We start from the raw sequence: 20565 nt of genomic DNA, 5'->3' as shown, positions 1-20565 counted from the left end.
GATAGAGCGGCCCTGGGATACTGGGTGCATGTCCCCGACCTCCCGCCTGCGTCCACGCCTGGCTCCGTCGGCCTGGGTGACCGCGTCGGTGGGGGTGGTGGTGGCGGTCCTGGCCCTCGCCGCGGTCGCCGCGCCGGAGGTCCTCGCCTTCGCCCTGGCGGCCGGCGGGGCGGTGCTGGCGTGGGGCTGGGCGGGCACCCTGGACCTGCCGAGCCCCCGGGGCACCCTGTCCGTCATCGTCGTCGGCGGGCTCGCCCTGGTCCTCAGCGTCGCGACCCGCGACGGGGCGCCGTGGCTGGTGTGGGTCCCCGCGGCCCTGACCATCGCGATGATCGCCGCGTTCGCCCACCAGCTCTTCCGCGTCGACGGCCGGCCGCGGCTTGTGCAGTCGGTCAGCTCGGTGGTGCTCGCGCTGGCGCTGGTCGCCTGCGGCGTCCTGCTCGTGCCACCGGCCCGCACCCCCGAGGGGGAGTGGCTCGTGGTCGGCGCCCTGGTCGCGGCGGCGGCCTCCTCCGCCACCGACCTGCTCGGCCGCTACCCGGCCCTGCGCAGCTGGCTCACCGCCCTGGCGATGACCTCGGGAGGCCTGGCCGCCGTCGTGGTCGCCCTCCTCGCGGGTATGGAGTGGACGACCTGGCTGCTCGTCGGCGTCGCCTCCGGTGCGCTGAGCCACGCGATGCGTGCGGTGATGGCGCCGCTGCCCACGCTGGCGCTGGCCCGGCCCCGTCTGGTCGCGGCGCTGGCCTCGGTGCTGGTCGTCGGCGTCGTGCCCTACCTGGTCGCCCAGGCCTTCGTCCCCGGCGCCCTCGCCGGCTGAGCGCGTCCCCGCCGCGGGTGCGGTGCTCGCCGCGGCCCCTACGATGGGACGCGTGCCTATCGAGATCGACCCCACCATGCACCCCGACTGCGCGCCGCTGGCCTGGATGATCGGCTCCTGGGCCGGCGCCGGTGTGGTGGGCTACCCCTCCATCGAGTCCCGGCACTTCGGCCAGGAGATCGAGGTCACCCACGACGGCCGGCCGTTCCTGCAGTGGACCTCGCGGGCGTGGCTGCTCGACGCCGACGGCAACCAGGAGCGGCCCGCCGCGGTCGAGACCGGTTTCTGGCGCCCGCAGCCCGACGGCGAGGTGGAGCTGGTCCTGGCCCACCCCACCGGGATCGTGGAGATGTACTTCGGGCGGACCGAGCCGGCCAAGGTCGAGGTGCAGACCGACGGGGTCATCCGCAGCCCGCACGCCAAGGAGTACACCGCGGCGCACCGGCTCTACGGCTACGTGGGCGGCAACATGATGTGGGTCATGGACATGGCCGCGACGGGCCACAGCCTGCAGTCGCACGTCTCCGCCGAGCTCAAGAGGGTCTGACCTGACCGCCCGGCACTGACCGCCCGGTCGGCCGCGGGCGCCGGCTCAGCAGCCGCCGCTGAACCCGCTCGTGGGGGACACGTCGTCGCGGTAGTCCTCCATCGTGTCGGTGCGCAGGTGCTGGCCCAGCTCGGCCATCTGCGACTCGGCCATCACCACGATCGAGCCGGCCACGGGGTGGGAGTCGATGCCGCACCACGGGCCGCTCCAGAAGTGGACGTCGCCCCCGCGCACGTCGCGCATGGCGAAGCCGAGGTTGCGCATGTCGCCGACCCGCAGGTCCTCGTCCACCGTGAGGTTGGTGGTGGCGGCGTCGACGAAGTTGGCCAGTCGCACGGGGTTGGTCAGGGTCTCGCGCGACAACGCCTTGAGCATCACCGCCTTGACGAACTGCATCTGCCGCTCGCCCCGGGAGATGTCGCCCTGGGACAGCGAGTAGCGCTCGCGGACGAAGCGCAGGCCCTCCTCGCCGTTCATGTGCTGCACCCCGGCGCTGAAGCCGCCACCGGCCTCGGTGACCTGCACGTCGACGCCGCCGATCGCGTCGGTCATCGCCTTGAAGCTCTCGAAGTTGACCATGACGACGTGGTCGATCGGGACGTCGACCAGCGGCTGCAGCGTCTGCATGAGCAGGGGCGCGCCGCCGTAGGCGTAGGCGGCGTTGATCTTGGAGCTGCCTCCCGTCCCGGCGATCGGCACGAAGAGGTCGCGCGGGAAGTGGACCAGGTCGACCCGGTCCCGCTCGTCGTTGACGTGCATGAGCACGATGACGTCCGAGCGGCCGCGCTCGACGGACAGGTCACGGCTGTCGGTGCCGATGACCAGGAAGTTGAGTGCGTCGCCGGAGGAGGGGTCGCGCTCCGGGACGCTCACCGGCACCTCGATCCCCGTGACGTCGATCGGCTGGCCGTCCTCACCGACGATCGGTGCGTCCTGCTCGTCCTCGGCAGCCTCGGCCTCACCGCCGTCCGCGGGGTCACCGGTGCCGGCGTCCCCGCCCGTGGCGTCCGTGCCGTCGTCGCCCTCCTCGTCGCCGGCGGGCTGGCGCGCCCCGTCGGGGGCGATGGTGATGACGCCGTCGCGGTCGGCCTTGAGGTCCTCGTGGGTGATGTTGTCCGAGACGGTGTCCTGCAGGTAGAAGGCGTAACCCGCCACCACGAGCACGGCCAGGAGCGCGAGGCCACCCACCGCCCACGCCACGAACCGCACCGGTCCACCGCGTCGCCGACGGCGCCCGCGGCCCGGGCGACCGCGGGCGTGCCCGAGCGAGGTGTCGTCGTCATACGCCATGGGTGCGGAGTGTAGTCACGTCCGCTGGCGGGCCCCTGCGTCTCGCGCACCCCGTCCGGGCCGCCCGGACGGTGACGTACCGTGAAGGTCCGTCGTCCCCCGTGAGAAGGAGCCCCCGCATGAGTGTCCTGCTGGAGCGGCCCGGAGCCGTCGACGGCACCGGCCCCGACACCGGCGTCGCGGCGCACTACGGGGCGCCGCACAAGGAGCAGGTGCTGCTCGCCGAGGGCCTGGCGGTCGTCGACCTGTCCCACCGCGGCGTCGTCACGGTGAGCGGTCCCGACCGCCTGACCTGGCTGCACTCGCTGACCACGCAGCAGCTCAGCGACCTGCCCCCGCGCACCTCGGTCGAGACGCTGGTGCTCTCACCCAAGGGCCACGTCGAGCACGCGCTGCACGTCGTCGACGACGGCACCACCACCTGGCTGACGACCGAGCCGGGGGCGGCCCCGGCCGTCGCCGGCTGGCTCGACTCCATGCGGTTCATGCTGCGGGTCGAGGTCGACGACGTCACCGAGGGGTATGCCGTGCTCGGCGAGCCGGTCGGCGCCGAGTCCGCCGAGGGGGAGCCGCTGGCCTGGGTCGACCCGTGGCCACGGCTCGTGGGGGACAGCCACGCCTACGGCCCGGTGGGGCAGGAGCACCCGGCGCACGGCCGTGCCTGGCGCGAGCTCATCGTGCCGCGGGCCGGGCTCGAGGACGCCGTGGGCGACCGCCCGCTGGCGGGCACGTGGGCCGCCGAGGCGCTGCGCGTCGCCGCCTGGCGCCCGAGGGCCGGGGTCGACACCGACCACCGCTCCATCCCCCACGAGCTGGACTGGCTCCGGACCGCCGTGCACCTGCACAAGGGCTGCTACCGGGGCCAGGAGACGGTGGCCCGGGTCAAGAACCTCGGCCGCCCGCCCCGCCGCGTGGTCTTCCTCCACCTCGACGGCTCCGGCCACGTCTCCCCGGAGCCGGGCGCCGAGCTCGTGCCCGCCGACGGAGGTCGCGCCGTGGGCCACCTGACGAGCGTGGCCCGCCACCACGAGGACGGCCCGATCGCCCTGGCCCTGGTCAAGTACACGACCGACCCCGCGGCCGTGCTGCTGGCCGGGGACGTCTCCGCCGCGCAGACCCCGATCGTGCCGGTGAGCACCGAGCGCCCGACCGCCCGCCCCCGCATCCCCCGCGCCTGACCCTTCACCGACCGAGGACGTCGCGCGCACGCCCCACGCCCGACCGACGACGTCGCGCGCACGCCCCACGCCCGGCCGACGACGTCGCGCGCACGGCATACCCGTGACCGAGGTCGCCGCGTGAGCGCCTGAGCGGGGCTGGCAGGATCGGCCCATGGCTTCGACCCTCATCACCGTCGCGCCCACCGGCGCCGAGACCGCGAAGGCGGACGTCCCCCAGCTGCCCACGACCTTGGAGGAGCTCGTCGAGACCGCGGTCCGCTGCGAGCAGGCCGGTGCCGCGCTCATCCACGTGCACGTGCGCGACGCCGACAACGGGCACGTCCCCACGCTCGACCCGGCGCGACTGCGCGACACGGTGCAGGCGCTGCGCGAGGCCACCGACCTCGTCGTGCAGCTGTCGACCGGTGGCTCGGTCAGGGACCCGCTCGAGGCGCGGCTGACGGTGCTCGACGCCGAGCCCGACTCGTGCTCGCTGACCTGCGGCACCGTCAACTTCGGCGACGACGTCTTCCTCAACCCGCACGGCTTCATGAGCGACCTCTACGTCCAGGCGCAGGAGAAGCAGGTGGTGCCGGAGTTCGAGATCTTCGAGCTGGGCCACCTCGCCGCGCTGAGCCGGCTCATCGACGCGCACGGCCTCCCCTTCGGCGGGAAGGTCCACGTCGACTTCGTCACCAACGTGCCCGGCGCCATGCCCGGGTCCGTGGAGGCGCTGGTGGCGGGCGTGCAGATGCTCCCGCCGGAGGTCACGAGCTGGTCGGCCACCGGCATCGGCCGCGCCCACCTGCCCATCGCCGCCGCCGCGCTCGCGATGGGCGGCCACCTGCGCGTCGGCATGGAGGACAACCTCATGCTGGCCCGCGGGCGGCAGGTGCAGCACAACGCCGAGCTGGTCGAACGTGCCGCCGGGCTGGCCACGACGATGCAGCGGCCGCCGATGACGACCGCGGAGGCCCGCGAGCTGCTGGCGGTCAAGGACCGCAGGGTCCGATGAGCACGGGCATGTTCACAGGCACAGACAAGGACGCAGGTATGCAGCACAGCCCCCTCGCGGACGCGCCCGTCGTGGCGCACGTCGTGCGCAGCGGCTTCGTCGAGTCGGTGCACCACGGGATCGTGGCGGCGACCGGACCCACGGGGGAGCGCGTCGTCTCCGTCGGACCGGTCGAGGCCCCGATCCTTCCCCGCTCCTCGCTCAAGCCGCTGCAGGCCGTCGCGATGCTGCGCGCCGGTGCGGACCTGTCCGGGGAGCTGCTGGCGCTCGCCTGCGCCAGCCACTCCGGCGAGCCCTTCCACCTGGAGGGCAGCCGGCGCATCCTGGCCGCCGCCGGCCTGGAGGAGTCGGCCCTGCAGAACACCCCCGACCGGCCGCTCGACGAGATCGAGCGCACGCGCTGGGTCGCCGAGGGCCGGGCTCCCACCTCCCTGGCGCAGAACTGCTCGGGCAAGCACTCCGGGATGCTCGCCGCCTGCGTCGCGGCAGGCTGGGACACCGCCTCCTACCGCGAGCGCGACCACCCGCTGCAGCGCCTCACCGTCGAGGTCGTCGAGGAGCTGACCGGCGAGCAGGTCTCCGCCGTGACGGTGGACGGCTGCGGGGCACCTGCCCTGGCCGTCTCCGCACTGGGCCTGGCCCGGGCGTTCGGGCGGCTCGCCGCGGCGGACCCCGCGACCCCCGAGGGGCGCGTCGCCGACGCCCTGCGCGCCCACCCCGAGTGGGTGGGCGGCACCGGCCGCGACGTCACCGATCTCATGCGCGGGGTCCCCGGGGCGATCGCCAAGGACGGCGCGGAGTCGGTCTACGCGGTGGCGCTGGCCGACGGCAGCGGCGTCGCGGTGAAGGTCACCGACGGCTCCGACCGTGCCCGGGTGGCCCTGACCACCGCAGCGCTGCGCCGGCTGGGCGCCACCGACCTCGGGGCCGAGGTGGCCGGCGTGCTGGACGCCCTGGACTCTCGCGCCGTCGTCCGCGGCCACGGCGAGCCCGTGGGCCACGTGCGGGCCCTGCCGCTGCCCGGCCCGACCCCATGAGGGCGGTGCTGCAGCGGGTCAGCCGGGCCAGTGTCACCGTCGACGGCGAGGTCGTCGGCGCCATCGGCGCCGGCCTGGTGGCGCTGGTGGCGGCCACCCACGACGACGGCCCGAAGGACGTCGAGACCGTCGCTCGCAAGATCGCCGAGCTGCGGATCCTGCCCGAGGAGACCTCCGTGGCCGAGACCGGGGCCGCGGTGCTCGTCGTCAGCCAGTTCACCCTCTACGGAGACACGAAGAAGGGCCGGCGTCCCTCCTGGGTCCGCGCCGCGCCCGGCGAGGTCGCCGAGCCGCTGGTCGACGCGGTCGCCGACGCGCTGCGCGGCCGCGGCATCGAGGTCGCCACCGGACGCTTCGGGGCGATGATGCAGGTCGAGCTGGTCAACGACGGACCGTTCACCGTGCTGGTCGACACGTGACGGCCTACGTCGACCTCACCGACGAGGACCAGGCCGAGGCGCTGCGCCCCGTCGCGCTGGAGGCCGCCGCCCGGTTCGGCCTCGACGTGTCCGCCCTGGAGGTCCTCACCCACTCCTACAACACGACCTTCTGCGTGCGCACCGACGAGGGGCGGCGCGTGGCGCTGCGGATCGGCACCAACTCCACCACCGCGCCCGCCGCGGTCGTGGCCCAGCAGGAGTGGCAGGTGGCGATCGCCGAGGAGACCGAGGTCCTGGTCCCGCGGCCCCTGCGGACGACCGACGGCGGCTGGTATGCCGTGGTGCCCTCCGACGCGCTCGGCCGCGAGGTCCTGGTGACCTGCGCGTCCTGGCTCGACGGGGCCGACGTCGAGCAGCCCGACCCGTCGGTGGCCCGCGAGCTCGGGCGCACCATGGCGCTCCTGCACGACCACGCCCGCACCTGGCGGATGCCGGCCGGCGGTCAGCTGCGCACCCTCGACACGCCGCTGTTCGGCGACGAGGACCGGCTCGCCGCGGTGCCCGGCCTGGCCCCCGACCAGGTGGAGGTGCTGCAGGAGGCGCGCCGACGGACCGAGGAGGCCTTCGACGAGGCGTTCGCCGGCACGGCGCCCATCCCGCTGCACGCCGACCTGCACGGCTTCAACCTCAAGTGGCACGACGAGCGCCTGGCCGTCTTCGACTTCGACGACAGCGGCCTGGCCGTCCCGGTGCTCGACCTGGCGATCAGCGCCTTCTACCTGCGCAAGGGGGACGGGACGGCCGAGGAGGCGATGCTCGCCGGCTACGCCGACGTCGCGCCGCTGCCGCAGGTCGGACCCGACACCTTCGAGGCCATGGTCGCCTCGCGCCAGCTCCTGCTGGCCAACGACCTGCTGGGCAGCACCACCGCCCGGTGGCGGGGCCGGGCCTCGGACTACCTGCGCGTGTCGGTGGAGCGGCTGGCGCACTGGCTGCGGACGGGGCGCTTCACCCACCTGCTGCCCGCCGCCTGAGAGCGGCCCCCAGCCGCACCGCATACCCTTGGACCCATGTCGGCGATCTTCGGTGCACAGGACCTGCTCCAGGTGGCGATCGGGGTGGCTGTCCTGGCGATGATGCTCTGGGCGCTGCTCGACTGCGCCCGCACCCGCCCCGACGCCTTCGTCGCCGCGGGCAAGCGGACCAAGACGTTCTGGCTCGTCCTCACCGGCGTCGCCACCGTGATCGGCTTCATCTTCGTCTTCTCGCCGTTCAACATCTTCAACCTCGTCGCGGTCGTCGCCGCCGGCGTCTACCACGCCGACGTCAAGCCCGCCCTGAAGGCGGTCCAGGGCCGCGGGGGCCAGGGCACCCACATGGGCCCCTACGGCCCGTGGTGAGCCTGCTCCACCGTCCGCGCACCACGCTCGTCCCCGGCCCCGACGGCGACCTGGAGGTCCTGACCACCGGTCGGGGCGAGCCGCACACGCTCTTCGTCCACGGCCTCGCCGGCTCGATCAGCACCACCCGTCCCTACGCCTCCGCCGTGGCGGGCACGCGCAGCTTCGTGCACCTGCGCGGCCACGGCCGCTCGCACGTGCCGGCCTCGCCGGAGTGGGGGTATGCCGAGCTCGCGGCCGAGGTGCGCTCCGTCGCCGACCGGCTCGGGGCCGACCGCGCGCTCGGGGTCAGCATGGGCGCCGGTGCGCTGCTGGCCGGGCTGGCGCAGGACCCGGGGCGGTTCGAGCGCCTGGTCCTGGTCCTGCCGGCGGCCGTCGACCGGCCCCGCGGGGACGAGGCGATGCGTCGGCTGGGGCGGCTGGCCGCCCGGGTCGAGGCGGGCGACGCCGGCCCGGTCGCGCGCCACCTGCTGCTGGAGCAGCCGGAACAGGTGCGCGACGACCCCCACGTCGTCGCCTGGTGCCGGGAGCAGGCCGAGCAGCTCGTGAGCAGCGGGGTGGCCGCGGCGCTGCGCGTGCTGCCCGGACGGGTCCCGCTGGCCGACCGGTCCGTGCTGGCCCGGGTCACCTGCCCGGTCCTGGTGCTGGGGCAGGAGGAGGACGACACGCATCCCGCGTCCGTCGCCTGCGAGCTGGCCGAGGCGCTGCCGGCCGGATCGGTGCACGTCGCGCCCCCGGGTGGCATCATGTGGGAGCACCGTCAGCAGACCCGTGAGATCGTGGGTGCCTTCCTCTCCGAGCGGTGAGAGGTCGTCGACGGCCGGGGCGTGCAGGGCGCACCGGCGAGGAGGAAGCAATGACGCAGTCCATCCAGGACCCGCGCGTGGGGACGCGGCGGGACCCCTCTCCGCAGGAGCCCGCGGTGGCGGAGCGGCCCGAGCGCGACCGCACCGAGGACGTCTTCGTCGTGGAGCGTCCGTGGGGCCGCTTCCAGCAGTTCTCGACCAACGAGCCGGTGACGGTCAAGACGATCACGATCGAGCCCGGCTGCCGGCTCTCGCTGCAGACCCACGGCCACCGTGCCGAGATGTGGCAGGTGCTCGACGGCGTGGCGGACGTGCAGGTCGACGACCGAGCCTGGAGCGCCCGTCCCGGTGACATGGTGTGGGTGCCGCCCGGTGCGGTCCACCGTCTGGGCAACTCCACGTCGGAGCCGACCCGTGTCCTCGAGCTGGCCTTCGGGCGCTTCGACGAGGCCGACATCATCCGGCTGCAGGACGACTACGCGCGCTGCGTCGAGGGCGACGAGGACACTCCCGGCGACGCCTGACCGCGCCCGGGGCCACCACGCACCTCAGCGCGGGGCGACCGCCGCCCAGCCGACGGTGAGCTCGCCCAGCCGCCACCGGCCCGGGCCGTGGTGCACCGGCCAGCCCCGGGCCCGCAGGTCCTCGGCGCACGCCACCAGGCGCTGGCGTGCGCCGTACCCCGCCAGCGGGGCGTGCCGCGCCCAGGCCGAGTCGAGCTCGGCCAGGAGTGCGTGCACCCCCTCGCCGGGGACGTTGCGGTGGATGAGGGCCTTGGGCAGGCGCTCGGCCACCACCGACGGCCGCTCCAGGCCCGCGAGGCGCCACGCCAGCGTCAGGGTGCGCGGCTCGGGGCGCCCGGCGGCGTCGCGCCGCACGTCGACCCACGCCGCCAGCCGGCCCACCTCGTCGCAGGTGCCCTCGACGAGCACCCCGCCGGGCACCAGCCGGTCGACCACCTGCGCCCAGGCGCCCGTGACCTCCTCCTCGGCATACTGGCGCAGCACGTTGAAGGCCCGCACCACGTGCGGCGCCGCTCCCGCGCCCGGCGGCACCGGCACCTCGAAGCCGCCCAGGACGAAGTCGACGCGCGGCGGGTCGGCCACGGCCCGCCCCCGGGCGACGCGCTCGGGGTCGATCTCCACCCCGACCAGCCGCACGTCCGGCCGGACCGCGCGCAGGCGGCCCGCGAGCTCGAGCACGGTGACGGGCGACGCGCCGTAGCCGAGGTCGACCACGACCGGCGGCTCCGACGGGGCGCGCAGCACGTCGCGCAGCGCCCACGCCATCCACCGGTCGACCCGGCGCAGCCGGTTGGGGTTGGTGGTGCCACGCGTGATCGTGCCGACCGGACGGCCGTGCGCGCGCCCGGGTCGAGGAGTCACCCGACCAGGGTAGGGGGGCCCGGTGCGGCGGCCGGCCCGCAGCACGCGTGCCAGACTGGAACGGTGACGACGAGCAGGAACGGCGGCGGCCGGCCCGACGGCGGCCTGCGCCACGTGGCCATGGTGTCGGTGCACACCTCGCCCCTGGAGCGGCCGGGCACCGGCGACGCCGGGGGCCTGAACGTCTACGTCGTCGAGACCGCCACCCGGCTCGCGCGGCGGGGCGTGCTCGTCGACATCTTCACGAGAGCCACCTCGGGCTCGCAGGGCGACTCGGTGCGCCTGGCGCCCGGGGTCACGGTCCACCACGTCACCGCCGGTCCGCTGGAGGGCCTGGGCAAGCACGACCTGCCCGGCCAGCTGTGCGCCTTCGCCGCCGACTTCTCCTCGCACCTGGCGGGCCGCCCCGAGGGGCACTTCGACCTCATCCACGCCCACTACTGGCTCTCCGGGCAGGTCGGCTGGCTCGCCTCCGACCGGTTCGACGTCCCGCTCGTGCAGACCATGCACACCATGGCCAAGGTCAAGAACCGCGCGCTCGCCGCGGGGGACGACCCCGAGCCCCGCGGCCGCGAGATCGGCGAGGAGCAGGTGGTCGCCGCGGCGGACGCGCTGGTGGCCAACACCCGCGACGAGGCGCGCCAGCTGGTCGACCTCTACGGTGCCGACCCCGCGACCGTGCACGTCGTGCAGCCCGGTGTCGCCCTGGAGACCTTCCGGCCCGGCCCGCGCGCGCAGGCCCGCGCCCGGGTGGAGGTGGACCCTGACGCGGTCGTGCTGCTCTTCGTCGGCCGTATCCAGCCGCTCAAGGCCCCCGACGTGCTCGTGCGCGCGGCGGGGGAGCTGGTGCGCCGTGACCCCGCGCTGCGGGACCGGCTGCAGGTGGTCATCCTCGGCGGGCTGTCCGGCTCCGGCCTGTCCCGTCCCCAGGCGCTGCGGCGGGTCGTCGAGCAGGAGGGCCTGGAGGGCGTGGTCCGCTACGGCCCGCCGGTCTCCCGCGAGGAGCTGGCCGACTGGTACCGCGCCGCCGACCTCGTCGCCGTGCCCTCCTACAACGAGTCCTTCGGCCTGGTCGCCGTCGAGGCGCTGGCCAGCGGCACCCCGGTCGTCGCCGCGCGCGTCGGCGGCCTGCCGGTCGCGGTGGGGCAGGCCGGGGTGCTCGTGGACGGCCACGAGCCCCGCGACTGGGCCGACGCCCTCGGCTCCACGCTCGAGGCGCTCGCCGACCCTCGCGACCGGGAGGTATGGAGCGCGCGCGCCGTGGAGCACGCCGAGCAGTTCTCCTGGGAGCACACGGTCGACGAGCTCGTGGCGGTCTACGCCGAGGCGGTGGCCGCCCGCCGTGAGGCGCTCGCGGCCCTGGAGGGCGCGCAGCCGGTGCCGGGTGGGCTGCCGCAAGGTGGGCTGCCGCGGGCGGGCGACCTGCCCGCGAGGGAGAGCGCGTGAGCGGCCCCGACGCGCTGGGGCGGCTGCGCGACCAGCTCCTCGCCCTGGGGCTGGAGGTCGAGGACGGGGCCCACGCCCGCGAGCTCGTGGTGACCCTGCCCGGTGAGCGCAAGCTGCGCACCGTCGCCTCGCTGGTCGTCGGGGACCGTGCGCTGGAGGTGCGCGCCTTCGTGGTGCGCAACCCGGACGAGAACCACGAGCAGGTCTACCGCTACCTGCTGCGCCGCGGCCTGCGCATGCCCGGGCTCGCCTACGCCGTCGACAGCACCGGGGACGTCTTCGTCACCGGCCGGGTGCTGCTCGCCGGGCTGGACGACCAGGCGGTCGACGAGCTGATGGGTGCGGTGCTGACGGCCTGCGACGAGCCCTTCGACGAGCTGCTGCGGCTGGGGTTCTGGACCTCGATCCGGCGCGAGTGGGCCTGGCGCAGGGCCCGCGGGGAGCCCACCCGCAACCTCGAGGCGTTCCGCGCCGAGCTCGAGGCCCTCGACGCCGCCGGCGACGGCATACCCGGCCCGCGGGAGAGCGCCCCCGGCCCCCAGTAGGGTGGGCGCCATGACGGATGCCGCGCACACCCTGATCCTGCTCCGCCACGGCGAGAGCGACTGGAACGCCAAGAACCTGTTCACCGGCTGGGTCGACGTCGACCTGACCGAGCGCGGCCGCGCGGAGGCCGTGCGCGCCGGCGAGCTGATGGCAGCCGAGCAGCTGCTGCCCGACGTCGTGCACACCTCGCTGCTGCGCCGGGCGATCACCACCGCCAACTCCGCCCTCGACGTCGCCGACCGGCACTGGATCCCGGTGCGGCGGTCGTGGCGCCTCAACGAGCGGCACTACGGGGCGCTGCAGGGCCTGGACAAGGCCGCCACGCGCGAGAAGTACGGCGAGGAGCAGTTCATGCTGTGGCGCCGCAGCTTCGACACCCCGCCGCCGGTGATCGAGGACGACAACGAGTTCTCCCAGGCCGGGGACCCCCGCTACGCCGGCCTCGGGGAGGAGATGCCGCGCACCGAGTGCCTCAAGGACGTCATCGCCCGGATGCTGCCCTACTGGGACTCCGACGTGGTGCCGGACCTGCGCGAGGGCCGCACCGTCCTGGTCGCGGCGCACGGCAACAGCCTGCGCGCGCTGGTCAAGCACCTCGACGGTGTCTCCGACGACGACATCGTCGGCCTCAACATCCCCACCGGCATCCCGCTGCTCTACGAGCTCGACGCCGGCCTGCAGCCGGTCACCCGCGGTGGCCGCTACCTCGACCCCGAGGCCGCCGCCGCCGCGATCGAGCAGGTCGCCAACCAGGGCAGGAGGTAGGCAGCCCCGGGGGTTCGCCCCCGGTTGTGCGCGTGGCACCTCCCCGTGCGGGGGAAACCGCCTTGTGCCGGCACACCCCTCCTCGTGCCGGGGAAGCTTCCTCGGCACGAAAACGCTTTCCGCGCTCCTAGCTCCGCGCGGAGCTCCCACGGGCTTGCTGCGACCCCGCTCGCCCGGGTCACTCCGCGTCGAACTTGTACCCCAGCCCGCGCACGGTGACGATGTGCACCGGCTTGGCCGGGTCGGGCTCGACCTTGGCGCGCAGGCGCTTGATGTGCACGTCGAGGGTCTTGGTGTCGCCGACGTAGTCGCTGCCCCAGACGCGGTCGATGAGCTGACCGCGGGTCAGCACCCGCCCGGCGTTGCGCAGCAGCATCTCCAGCAGCTCGAACTCCTTGAGCGGCATCGACACCGTCTCGCCGCCGACCTGGACGATGTGCCGCTCGACGTCCATCCGCACGGGGCCGGACTCCACCGTCGAGGGCACCAGCTCCTCGGGCTCGGACAGGCGGCGCAGCACGGCCTTGATGCGGGCCAGCAGCTCACGCCCGGAGTAGGGCTTGGTGACGTAGTCGTCGGCCCCGACCTCCAGCCCCACGACCTTGTCGATCTCGGAGTCCTTGGCGGTCAGCATGATCACCGGGACGCTGGAGCGCTGGCGCAGCGTGCGCAGCACGTCGACGCCCGGCAGGCCCGGGAGCATCAGGTCCAGCAGCACCAGGTCGGCACCGTTGCGGTCGAACTCCGTCAGCGCGTCCGGGCCCGTCGCGGCGACGGCCACGTCATACCCCTCCCGCTCGAGCAGGTAGGAGAGGGGGTCGGAGAAGGACTCCTCGTCCTCGACAACGAGGATCCGCGTCATCTGTGCTCGCCTTTCCCTGGGCGTGAGGGGGTGGACGCCTCCGATGGTATGGCGTCGCCGTGGGCCGGGTCGGCGACCCGGGAGGGTTGTCCGGGCCGGTGCGGGGCGAGGGCGCCCACCGGCAGGTCGTCGAGCGCCGCCGGCAGCCGCATGGTGAAGGTCGAGCCCTCGCCCTCCTGGCTCCAGACCGTCACCTCGCCGCCGTGGTTGTCGCAGATGTGCTTGACGATGGACAGCCCCAGACCGGTGCCGCCCGTGCTGCGCGACCGCGCGGCGTCGACGCGGTAGAAGCGCTCGAAGATGCGCTCCTGGTCGCTGAGGGAGATGCCGCGCCCCTGGTCGGTCACGGCCACCTCGACCAGGTTGCCGACCCGCCGGGTGACCACGCTGACACGCGTGCTGTCCTCGGAGTAGGAGATCGCGTTGCTCACCAGGTTGCGGATCGCCGTGGTGATCAGCTCGTGGTCGCCGTAGACCCGCAGCAGCCGGGGGTCCTGCGTGGTCAGCGCGAGCACGTCGCGGTGCCCGGCCAGCAGGTGGGTGTGGTCGACGGCCTGCTCGGCGCAGGCGGCGACGTCGACGACGACCATGTCGGCGAGCAGGTCGCTGGTCTGCAGCCGGGACAGGTCGACGATCTCGCTGACCAGCCGGGTGAGGCGCTCGGTCTCGGTCTTCATCCGGCCGGCGAAGCGGGCGATCGCCGCGGGGTCGTCCGCGGCGTCCTGCACGGCCTCGGCGAGCAGCGCCAGGCCGCCCACCGGGGTCTTCAGCTCGTGGCTGACGTTGACGACGAAGTCGCGGCGGACCTCCTCCACGCGGCGGGCCTGGGTGCGGTCGTCGACCAGGATGAGCACGAGGCCGGAGCCGATCGGGGCCACGCGGGCGCCCAGCACGATGCGGCCCTCGCCGAGCGGGCCCCGGGCGATGTCGAACTCCCGCTCCCGGATCATCCCGTCCCGCTGGACCGCCTCGGCCAGGTCACGCAGCTCCGGACGCACCAGGTCCTCGCCGCGCACCAGGCCGAAGGGCACGACCGAGGTGCTGGCCAGGCGCACCCGCATGGCGTTGTCGACCACGATCCCCCCGGCCCGCAGCACCGCCAGCACCTCGCCGACGCCACCGGGGACCTCGTCCTCCGCCGGGGTATGGGGTGCGCCGGGCGAGGACGGCCCACGCCGCGCGGGGCCGTCGCGCAGGCCGAGGACGACGGCCGTCAGCGCCGCACCCACGAGGGCGCCGAGCAGGGCTGCGGTGACGGGGTCCACGGGGCAAGACTAGAAGGCGCACCGGCACGGGCCGGGAACCGGGCCACACCGCCGCCCTCACCCGGGCGCAAGGTCGCTGCCGCCGGCGTCCACGGGCCGCCACCGCCGGGGCGTCCGGGGTTCACCGGGGGGTCGTAGGCTGTTCACCCGACGGTGCGAGGCTCTGCGCGGACCGGGGGACCGGGTCAGGACCGACCGGCGTGAGCGAACGAACGAAAGGTGAGCACGTGCGCAGTCTCTTCCACGAGGAGCTGGACTTCATCTCCGACCAGCTGGTGCGGATGAGCCGGATGGCGGCCGAGGCGCTCGAGCGCGCCACGAGGTCGCTGCTGGAGGCCGACCTCGAGCTGGCCGAGCAGGTCATCACCGACGACGAGGAGATCGACGCCGTCCGGCGCGACCTGGAGAACCGGGCGATCGACGTGCTCGCCCGCCAGCAGCCGGTGGCCACCGACCTGCGCCAGCTGGTGACGGCCCTGCGGATGTGCGCCGACCTGGAGCGCAGCGGCGACCTCGCGCGCCACGTCGCCAAGCTGGCCCGCATGCGCTACCCGCTGGTCGCGGTCCCCGACGACCTGCGCCCGATCGTCAAGGAGATGTCGGTGCTGGCCGAGGAGATGATCGTGCGCGCCGGCGAGGTCGTCGCCGCCCACGACCCCAGCGGCGCCGCCGAGCTGCAGTCCCGTGACGACGGCATGGACCGGCTGCACCGGGAGGTGTTCCGCCTGCTGCTCGACCACGACACCGAGCGCGGTCGTCAGGAGGTCGTCGACATGACGCTGCTGGGCCGCTACTACGAGCGCTACGCCGACCACGCGGTGTCGGTCGCGATCCGGGTCGTCTTCCTCGTCACCGGCAGCTGGCACGACGAGCAGGTCCCGCTCTCGGACGCCGGCCGCGTGCACCGCGCCGAGCCCTGAGCGGCTGCATACCTGATCACCGCGACCCGCACGCGCAAGAGCGCCGGTGCCCGGACGGGCACCGGCGCTCTGTGCGTGATCGGGGGGAGGGGCGTCAGTGGTCGGTGTCCTCGGTCTCCCGGGGCTCGACGGTGCCGCCGGCGTCGTCGGCGAACTGCTCGTAGGGGCCTCGCGGAAGCAGGACCGGGGCGTTGGTGGCCAGCGTGTCCTCGCCCGAGGCGGAGATGCGCACCTCGACGCTCTGCCCGGCGGGGGAGTCCAGCGCCGGGACGACCATCCGCTCGCCCTCGGTGCCGTCGGGCTGCACTCCGTCCAGGCGCACGTAGCTGCCGGGCTCGACCGTGACCTGCGGGGAGAGCTCCTCGCCGGCGACGCTCACGGTGACGGTCAGCGGCTCCGTGCCCGAGTTGACCAGCGACCCGGAGACGACGGCCGGGGCGCCGCCACCCTGGCTGACGAGGAAGAGGTCGCGCACGTCGAGCGCGTCGCCGTCCAGCTCGACGCCGTCGGCGGGGGCGTAGCGCAGCATCGTCGTGGTCGGGTTGGTGACCTGGCAGCCCGACAGGGCCAGGGCGCCCACGACGGCGGCGGTCAGGGTCGTCGCGCGGCGGCGCGTGCGGGAGGAGCGTGCGGTGATCACGGGGCACAGCCTAGCGGGGCGGGTCGACTCGGCGGCCACGCGGAGTCGGGCGCGGCGCCGTCCGACGATGCGTAGGACCCGGGTTGACCTGCGCGTCAGGCGCGCAGGGGTCGTGGCGCCGGGCCTCCCGATGCACATCCGACAGCGATATGCAAGTCCCTGACCAGCACAAATGTCACGCGTGCCATTCCGGGGCGGTGGACCCGCGTGGTATTCTGGGAGTCCGCGAAAGGGGCTTACTCACAATGACGTTCAAGGTCGGCGAGACGGTCGTGTACCCGCACCACGGAGCCGCTCTCATCGAAGAGATGAAGACACGCACCATCAAGGGCGAGGAGAAGCTCTACCTGAAGCTCAAGGTAGCCCAGGGCGACCTGACCATCGAGGTGCCCGCCGAGAACTGCGACCTCGTCGGCGTGCGCGACGTCGTCGGCAAGGAGGGCCTGGACAAGGTCTTCGCCGTGCTCCGCGCCGAGCACACCGAGGAGCCGACCAACTGGTCCCGGCGCTACAAGGCCAACCTCGAGAAGCTCGCCTCCGGCGACGTCATCAAGGTGGCCGAGGTCGTGCGTGACCTGTGGCGGCGCGACAAGGACCGCGGGCTGTCCACCGGTGAGAAGCGCCTGCTGAGCAAGGCCCGCCAGATCCTCGTCAGCGAGCTGGCGCTCGCCGAGAAGACCAACGAGGACACCGCCGAGGCCACTCTCGACGAGGTCCTCGCCTCCTGAGCACGGCACCAGGTCGGCCCGGCACCGCTGCCGGGGCCGGCCTCGGGCTCGTCCTCGTGGCCGCCGGGCAGGGCACCCGCCTGGGTGCCGGCCGACCCAAGGGCCTCGTGCCCCTCGGCCGCGCCCCGCACCAGGAGCCGGTGGTCGTCCACGCCCTGCGCGGCGCCCTGCGCTGCTCGGCGCTCACCCACGTCGTCGTGGTCGCGCCGGCAGACCCCGAGCCGTTCGCCGAGGTCCGCGACGCCCTGGTCGAGGTGGTCGACGCCGCCGGCCACGTCCAGGTGCAGGTCGTCCCCGGAGGTGCCGAGCGCTCGGACTCCGTCGCCCTGGGTCTGCGCGCCCTGCCGTCAGAGGTGGGCACCGTCCTCGTGCACGACGCCGCTCGCGCGCTGGCGCCGGTCGAGGTGTTCGACCGGGTCGTCGACGCGCTGCGTGCAGGCCACCCGGCCGTCACCCCGGCGGTGCCGGTGACCGACACCGTCAAGCAGGTCTCGCCCCAGGCCGGCACGGAGGGCATGGAGCGCGTGGTCGCCACGCTCGACCGCTCCGTCCTGCGGGCGGTGCAGACGCCGCAAGGCTTCGACCGCAGCACGTTGGAGCGGGCGCACACCGGGGCGGGCACGAGCGCGGCGACCGACGACTGCGGCCTGGTCGAGGCGCTCGGGGTCCCCGTCACCGTGGTCCCGGGCTCGCCGAGGGCGATGAAGATCACCACCGCGTCCGACCTGGCGATCGCCGCGGCGTGGGTGGAGCAGGCCCGTGCGGTGGTGGCTCCGGCTGCGCCCGTCCTCGTCGTGCTGAGCGGGCTGCCCGGGGTCGGCAAGACCTCGCTCGCCCGGGCGGTGTGCCCCCGGCTCGGGGCGGCGCACCTGCGCGTCGACACCGTCGAGCAGGGCCTGCTGCGCGGCGGGCTGCCGGCGGGGGACCTGGGCGCGCAGGGCTACGGCGCGGCATATGCCGTCGCCGCCGACCAGCTCGACGTCGGGCTGTCCGTGGTGGCCGACATGGTCAACGGCGTGGACGAGGCCCGGGCCGGGTGGGAGAGCGCCGCCGCCGCGGGGCGCGCGGCCGTCGTCAGGGTGCTGGTCGAGTGCTCGGACCCGCAGGAGCACCGTCGCCGGGTCGAGGGCCGCACGGCCGACATCCCCGGTCACCGGCTGCCGGACTGGGAGCAGACCGCCACCCGGGGGCTCGCGCCGTGGCCCGAGGCGCACCTGCGTCTGGACACCGCCGACCTCGACGTCGAGGACGCGGCCGACCGCGTCCTGGCCGTCGTCGCCCGCCTCCGCGAGGAGGCCACCACCGAGGAGGACCGGCCATGACGACCTGGCCGCGCACCGGCATCGGCGTCGACGTCCACGCCTGGGCCTCCGAGGAGGCCGACCGCCCGCTGTGGCTCGGCTGCCTCGAGTGGCCTGGCGAGCGCGGGATCGAGGGTCACAGCGACGGGGACGTCGCGGCCCACGCCGCCTGCAACGCCCTCCTGTCCGCGGCCGGCCTGGGCGACCTCGGCTCGGTCTTCGGCACCGACCGGCCCGAGATGGCCGGCGCCTCCGGCGCGCACATGCTTGCACACGTCCGCGGCCTGCTGGAGGACGAGGGCTGGACGATCGGCAACGTCGCGGTGCAGGTGGTCGCCGCGCGCCCCCGCCTCGGACCGCGTCGCCCCGAGATGGAGGCCGCGATGTCCCAGGCGCTCGGGGGTGCCCCCGTCTCGGTCAGCGCCGCCACCACGGACGGGCTCGGGCTCGTCGGTCGGCGGGAGGGGCTCGTCGGGCTGGCGACCGCCCTGGTCGTGCCGGCCGACCTCGGCTGACAGGGGCCTAGTCGGACTGCCGTCCGGGGAGCAGGTCGCGCACCCGGCGGCGCAGCACCTTGCCCAGCTGGCTGCGTGGCAGCTCCTCGAGCACGTGCACCGCCCGCGGGAGGGCGTAGCGGGACACCCGGCCCTGCAGCCACTCGCGCAACGAGGCGAGGTCGACCGTGACACCCGGCTCCAGCACGAGGGCGGCGACGACGTGCTCGCCGAGCGAGGCGTCCGGCACCCCCACCACCGCCACGTCCACCACCCCGGGCATGCCGCGGACGGCCTCCTCGACCTGCGTGGGGTAGACGTTGAAGCCGCCGGAGACGATGAGCTCCTTGCGCCGGTCAGCCAGGGTGACGAACCCGTCCTCGGGGTCGCGGCGCACGAGGTCGCCGGTGCGCAGCCAGCCGCCGGGCAGCAGCACCGCGGCCGTCTCCTCCGGCGCGTCGAGGTAGCCGGCGAAGACCTGGGGCCCCCGCGCGAGCAGCTCTCCGGTCTCACCGTCCGGCACGTCCGGGGCGTCGGGGTCGTCCTCGACCGCCTCGGGGTCGACGATGCGCACCTGGGTGTCCGGGAAGGGCAGGCCGAGCGTGCCGGGGCGACGGTCGGGGCCGAAGGGGTTGCCCAGCAGCACCGGGGAGGCCTCCGTCATCCCGTAGCCCTCGATGATGAGCCCGCCGGTGGCGGCCTCCCAGCGCGAGGCGACCGCCGGGTCGAGGGCCATCGCCCCGGAGATCGCGTAGCGCAACGAGCGCAGCAGACGCGGGTCCTTCGCGCCGGCCGCGGCCTCGAGCCGGTCGAACATCGGCGGGACGCCGGCCAGGAACGTCAGCGGGCGGCGCCGCAGCGCGGCCAGCACCAGGTCGACGTCGAAGCTGGGCAGCACCACCTGGGTCGCCCCCATCGACACCGCGAAGGTGAGGCAGAGCGTCATACCGAAGGCGTGGAAGAACGGCAGCACCGCCCCGAAGGTCTCCTCGCCCTCGCGCAGGCCGGGGACCCACTGCCGGCCCTGCGCCACGTTGGCCAGAAGGTTGGCGTGGGTCAGCGGCACCAGCTTGGGGCTGCCGGTCGTGCCGCCGGTGGGCAGCAGCACGGCGACGTCGTGCGGCTCGGGCCCGGGCGCGGCGACGGTCGCATGCGGCCCGCGGGCCTGCGCCACGCTCCGGTCCCAGGAGCCGACGCCCGACGGCACCGGGGCACGCAGCCGGGCGCGCTGGGCGCGGGCCGCCCTGACCGGCAGCCGGAGCAGGAGGCGGCTGCGCAGCGGCATCGCCGCCGTGAGGTCGACGGCCAGCACGGTGCGGCCCTCCGTGCGGCCCTCCGGCGCCACGGTGGCGACGGCGTGCTCCCAGGCGACGACGACCCGGGCGCCGTGCAGCCGCAGCTGGTCGCGCACCTCCTCGGGGGCGGCCAGCGGGTTGTGCTCGGCGGCGGTGGCCCCGAGCGACTGCACGGCGTAGAAGGCGACGACGTGCTGCGGGCAGTTCGGCAGGACCAGCGCCACCCGGTCACCGCGCCGCACCCCGAGCCCGTGCAGGACGGAGGCGGCCGCGCGCACCTGGTCGGCGAGCTCGGCATACGTCGTGGTCGCGCCGAGGAAGTCGATCGCTACCCGCTCCGGCCAGCGGCGGGCGGCCTCGGTCAGCAGGGCGGTGGTCGTCGGGGCCGGCGTGACCGTCAGGGGCGTCGGCACGGGCAGGTCGTTCTCCGGTGGCACGCCCCTAACCTACGCTCGCGTAGGTTGCG

The 20565-nt window shown here is 74.7% G+C and carries 23 protein-coding genes; 17 read left to right on the top strand and 6 right to left on the bottom strand.

The window, feature by feature from the left end; translation table 11 throughout:
- The first annotated feature begins 28 nt into the window (after positions 1 to 28).
- Together K330_RS24325 and K330_RS0111580 are read left to right on the top strand one after the other, a co-directional pair.
- Positions 29 to 817 (top strand): hypothetical protein, encoded by a 789-nt coding sequence (locus tag K330_RS24325; RefSeq protein WP_022921985.1) that lies wholly within the window; start codon positions 29 to 31, stop codon positions 815 to 817.
- A 43-nt stretch (positions 818 to 860) separates the two neighbouring features.
- Positions 861 to 1364 (top strand): heme-binding beta-barrel domain-containing protein, encoded by a 504-nt coding sequence (locus tag K330_RS0111580; RefSeq protein WP_051145592.1) that lies wholly within the window; start codon positions 861 to 863, stop codon positions 1362 to 1364.
- Between the two features lie 45 nt (positions 1365 to 1409).
- Here K330_RS0111580 and K330_RS22785 read toward each other — a convergent pair whose 3' ends face one another.
- Positions 1410 to 2654, bottom strand: a complete 1245-nt coding sequence (locus tag K330_RS22785) for an LCP family protein (protein WP_022921983.1) — start codon at positions 2652 to 2654, stop codon at positions 1410 to 1412.
- A gap of 119 nt (positions 2655 to 2773) precedes the next feature.
- On the opposite strand from K330_RS22785, the gene ygfZ reads away from it, so the two are divergent.
- The 8 genes from ygfZ to K330_RS20855 all read left to right on the top strand — a co-directional run bounded on the left by ygfZ (position 2774) and on the right by K330_RS20855 (position 8976).
- A complete protein-coding gene (gene ygfZ / locus K330_RS20870) occupies positions 2774 to 3832 on the top strand; it encodes a CAF17-like 4Fe-4S cluster assembly/insertion protein YgfZ (RefSeq protein WP_022921982.1) in 1059 nt (352 codons plus the stop codon).
- A gap of 154 nt (positions 3833 to 3986) precedes the next feature.
- Positions 3987 to 4829, top strand: coding sequence for a beta-keto acid cleavage family enzyme (locus tag K330_RS0111565; protein WP_022921981.1), 843 nt, complete (start codon positions 3987 to 3989; stop codon positions 4827 to 4829).
- A gap of 38 nt (positions 4830 to 4867) precedes the next feature.
- Positions 4868 to 5866 (top strand): asparaginase, encoded by a 999-nt coding sequence (locus tag K330_RS0111560; protein ID WP_022921980.1) that lies wholly within the window; start codon positions 4868 to 4870, stop codon positions 5864 to 5866.
- Entirely contained in the window at positions 5863 to 6285 is a 423-nt protein-coding gene (gene dtd / locus K330_RS0111555) for a D-aminoacyl-tRNA deacylase (RefSeq protein ID WP_022921979.1), read from the top strand. The genes K330_RS0111560 and dtd overlap by 4 nt, the downstream gene beginning before the upstream one ends.
- Positions 6282 to 7280: a phosphotransferase enzyme family protein gene (locus tag K330_RS0111550; protein WP_022921978.1), complete on the top strand. Its 999-nt coding sequence runs from the start codon at positions 6282 to 6284 to the stop codon at positions 7278 to 7280. The genes dtd and K330_RS0111550 overlap by 4 nt, the downstream gene beginning before the upstream one ends.
- Before the next feature lie 36 nt (positions 7281 to 7316).
- Positions 7317 to 7646 (top strand): DUF2516 family protein, encoded by a 330-nt coding sequence (locus K330_RS20865; protein WP_022921977.1) that lies wholly within the window; start codon positions 7317 to 7319, stop codon positions 7644 to 7646.
- Positions 7640 to 8452, top strand: coding sequence for an alpha/beta fold hydrolase (locus K330_RS20860; protein ID WP_022921976.1), 813 nt, complete (start codon positions 7640 to 7642; stop codon positions 8450 to 8452). Before K330_RS20865 ends, K330_RS20860 begins: the two co-directional genes overlap by 7 nt.
- A 50-nt stretch (positions 8453 to 8502) precedes the next feature.
- Positions 8503 to 8976, top strand: coding sequence for a phosphomannose isomerase type II C-terminal cupin domain (locus K330_RS20855; protein WP_022921975.1), 474 nt, complete (start codon positions 8503 to 8505; stop codon positions 8974 to 8976).
- A 24-nt stretch (positions 8977 to 9000) separates the two neighbouring features.
- On the opposite strand, the gene K330_RS0111530 is transcribed toward K330_RS20855, so the two are convergent.
- The gene (locus K330_RS0111530) at positions 9001 to 9792 is read right to left on the bottom strand and encodes a class I SAM-dependent methyltransferase (protein ID WP_188791473.1); all 792 of its coding nucleotides are present in this window, start codon (positions 9790 to 9792) and stop codon (positions 9001 to 9003) included.
- A gap of 165 nt (positions 9793 to 9957) precedes the next feature.
- Here K330_RS0111530 and mshA point away from each other — a divergent pair, with 165 nt between their 5' ends.
- The 3 genes from mshA to K330_RS0111515 are packed head-to-tail and all read left to right on the top strand — an operon-like array spanning position 9958 to position 12594.
- Complete coding sequence (mshA, locus tag K330_RS20850; protein ID WP_051145598.1) at positions 9958 to 11283, top strand: D-inositol-3-phosphate glycosyltransferase; 1326 nt, start codon at positions 9958 to 9960, stop codon at positions 11281 to 11283.
- Positions 11280 to 11828, top strand: a complete 549-nt coding sequence (locus K330_RS0111520; protein ID WP_022921972.1) for a type III secretion system chaperone family protein — start codon at positions 11280 to 11282, stop codon at positions 11826 to 11828. Before mshA ends, K330_RS0111520 begins: the two co-directional genes overlap by 4 nt.
- Positions 11829 to 11838: 10 nt before the next feature.
- Complete coding sequence (locus K330_RS0111515; protein ID WP_022921971.1) at positions 11839 to 12594, top strand: phosphoglyceromutase; 756 nt, start codon at positions 11839 to 11841, stop codon at positions 12592 to 12594.
- Positions 12595 to 12772: 178 nt separating this feature from the next.
- On the opposite strand, the gene K330_RS0111510 is transcribed toward K330_RS0111515, so the two are convergent.
- Entirely contained in the window at positions 12773 to 13456 is a 684-nt protein-coding gene (locus tag K330_RS0111510) for a response regulator transcription factor (protein WP_022921970.1), read from the bottom strand.
- A complete protein-coding gene (locus K330_RS20845; protein WP_022921969.1) occupies positions 13453 to 14721 on the bottom strand; it encodes a sensor histidine kinase in 1269 nt (422 codons plus the stop codon). Before K330_RS20845 ends, K330_RS0111510 begins: the two co-directional genes overlap by 4 nt.
- Before the next feature lie 227 nt (positions 14722 to 14948).
- Here K330_RS20845 and phoU point away from each other — a divergent pair, with 227 nt between their 5' ends.
- A complete protein-coding gene (gene phoU, locus K330_RS0111500) occupies positions 14949 to 15641 on the top strand; it encodes a phosphate signaling complex protein PhoU (RefSeq protein ID WP_022921968.1) in 693 nt (230 codons plus the stop codon).
- Between the two features lie 94 nt (positions 15642 to 15735).
- On the opposite strand, the gene K330_RS22780 is transcribed toward phoU, so the two are convergent.
- Positions 15736 to 16281, bottom strand: coding sequence for a hypothetical protein (locus tag K330_RS22780; RefSeq protein WP_022921967.1), 546 nt, complete (start codon positions 16279 to 16281; stop codon positions 15736 to 15738).
- A gap of 245 nt (positions 16282 to 16526) precedes the next feature.
- Between K330_RS22780 and K330_RS0111490 the strand changes: the two genes are divergently transcribed.
- Genes K330_RS0111490 through ispF form a run of 3 tightly spaced genes read left to right on the top strand, consistent with a single transcriptional unit; the run spans position 16527 to position 18825 of the window.
- On the top strand, positions 16527 to 17009 hold the full coding sequence (locus K330_RS0111490; protein WP_022921966.1) for a CarD family transcriptional regulator: 483 nt from the start codon (positions 16527 to 16529) through the stop codon (positions 17007 to 17009).
- 56 nt (positions 17010 to 17065) lie between these two features.
- Positions 17066 to 18331 (top strand): 2-C-methyl-D-erythritol 4-phosphate cytidylyltransferase, encoded by a 1266-nt coding sequence (gene ispD / locus K330_RS24600; RefSeq protein WP_084617457.1) that lies wholly within the window; start codon positions 17066 to 17068, stop codon positions 18329 to 18331.
- Entirely contained in the window at positions 18328 to 18825 is a 498-nt protein-coding gene (gene ispF, locus K330_RS20830) for a 2-C-methyl-D-erythritol 2,4-cyclodiphosphate synthase (protein WP_040658084.1), read from the top strand. Before ispD ends, ispF begins: the two co-directional genes overlap by 4 nt.
- Positions 18826 to 18832: 7 nt before the next feature.
- On the opposite strand, the gene K330_RS0111475 is transcribed toward ispF, so the two are convergent.
- A complete protein-coding gene (locus K330_RS0111475) occupies positions 18833 to 20536 on the bottom strand; it encodes an AMP-binding protein (RefSeq protein WP_022921965.1) in 1704 nt (567 codons plus the stop codon).
- Positions 20537 to 20565 lie beyond the last annotated feature (29 nt).

The organism is Ornithinimicrobium pekingense DSM 21552 (assembly GCF_000421185.1).
In the GTDB taxonomy this organism is placed as follows: domain Bacteria; phylum Actinomycetota; class Actinomycetes; order Actinomycetales; family Dermatophilaceae; genus Ornithinicoccus; species Ornithinicoccus pekingensis.
Note: the sequence above shows the minus strand (reverse complement) of the source record. Positions and strands in the feature narration are given on the sequence as shown.

Excerpts from the sequence above, each read along its gene's own strand:
- K330_RS24325 (WP_022921985.1), top strand. The coding sequence starts at position 29 with ATGTCCCCGACCTCCCGCCTGCGTCCACGCCTGGCTCCGTCGGCCTGG.
- K330_RS0111580 (WP_051145592.1), top strand. The coding sequence starts at position 861 with ATGGGACGCGTGCCTATCGAGATCGACCCCACCATGCACCCCGACTGC.
- K330_RS22785 (WP_022921983.1), bottom strand. The coding sequence starts at position 2,654 with ATGGCGTATGACGACGACACCTCGCTCGGGCACGCCCGCGGTCGCCCG.
- ygfZ (WP_022921982.1), top strand. The coding sequence starts at position 2,774 with ATGAGTGTCCTGCTGGAGCGGCCCGGAGCCGTCGACGGCACCGGCCCC.
- K330_RS0111565 (WP_022921981.1), top strand. The coding sequence starts at position 3,987 with ATGGCTTCGACCCTCATCACCGTCGCGCCCACCGGCGCCGAGACCGCG.
- K330_RS0111560 (WP_022921980.1), top strand. The coding sequence starts at position 4,868 with ATGCAGCACAGCCCCCTCGCGGACGCGCCCGTCGTGGCGCACGTCGTG.
- dtd (WP_022921979.1), top strand. The coding sequence starts at position 5,863 with ATGAGGGCGGTGCTGCAGCGGGTCAGCCGGGCCAGTGTCACCGTCGAC.
- K330_RS20865 (WP_022921977.1), top strand. The coding sequence starts at position 7,317 with ATGTCGGCGATCTTCGGTGCACAGGACCTGCTCCAGGTGGCGATCGGG.
- K330_RS20855 (WP_022921975.1), top strand. The coding sequence starts at position 8,503 with ATGACGCAGTCCATCCAGGACCCGCGCGTGGGGACGCGGCGGGACCCC.
- mshA (WP_051145598.1), top strand. The coding sequence starts at position 9,958 with ATGGTGTCGGTGCACACCTCGCCCCTGGAGCGGCCGGGCACCGGCGAC.
- K330_RS0111515 (WP_022921971.1), top strand. The coding sequence starts at position 11,839 with ATGACGGATGCCGCGCACACCCTGATCCTGCTCCGCCACGGCGAGAGC.
- K330_RS0111510 (WP_022921970.1), bottom strand. The coding sequence starts at position 13,456 with ATGACGCGGATCCTCGTTGTCGAGGACGAGGAGTCCTTCTCCGACCCC.
- K330_RS0111490 (WP_022921966.1), top strand. The coding sequence starts at position 16,527 with ATGACGTTCAAGGTCGGCGAGACGGTCGTGTACCCGCACCACGGAGCC.
- ispF (WP_040658084.1), top strand. The coding sequence starts at position 18,328 with ATGACGACCTGGCCGCGCACCGGCATCGGCGTCGACGTCCACGCCTGG.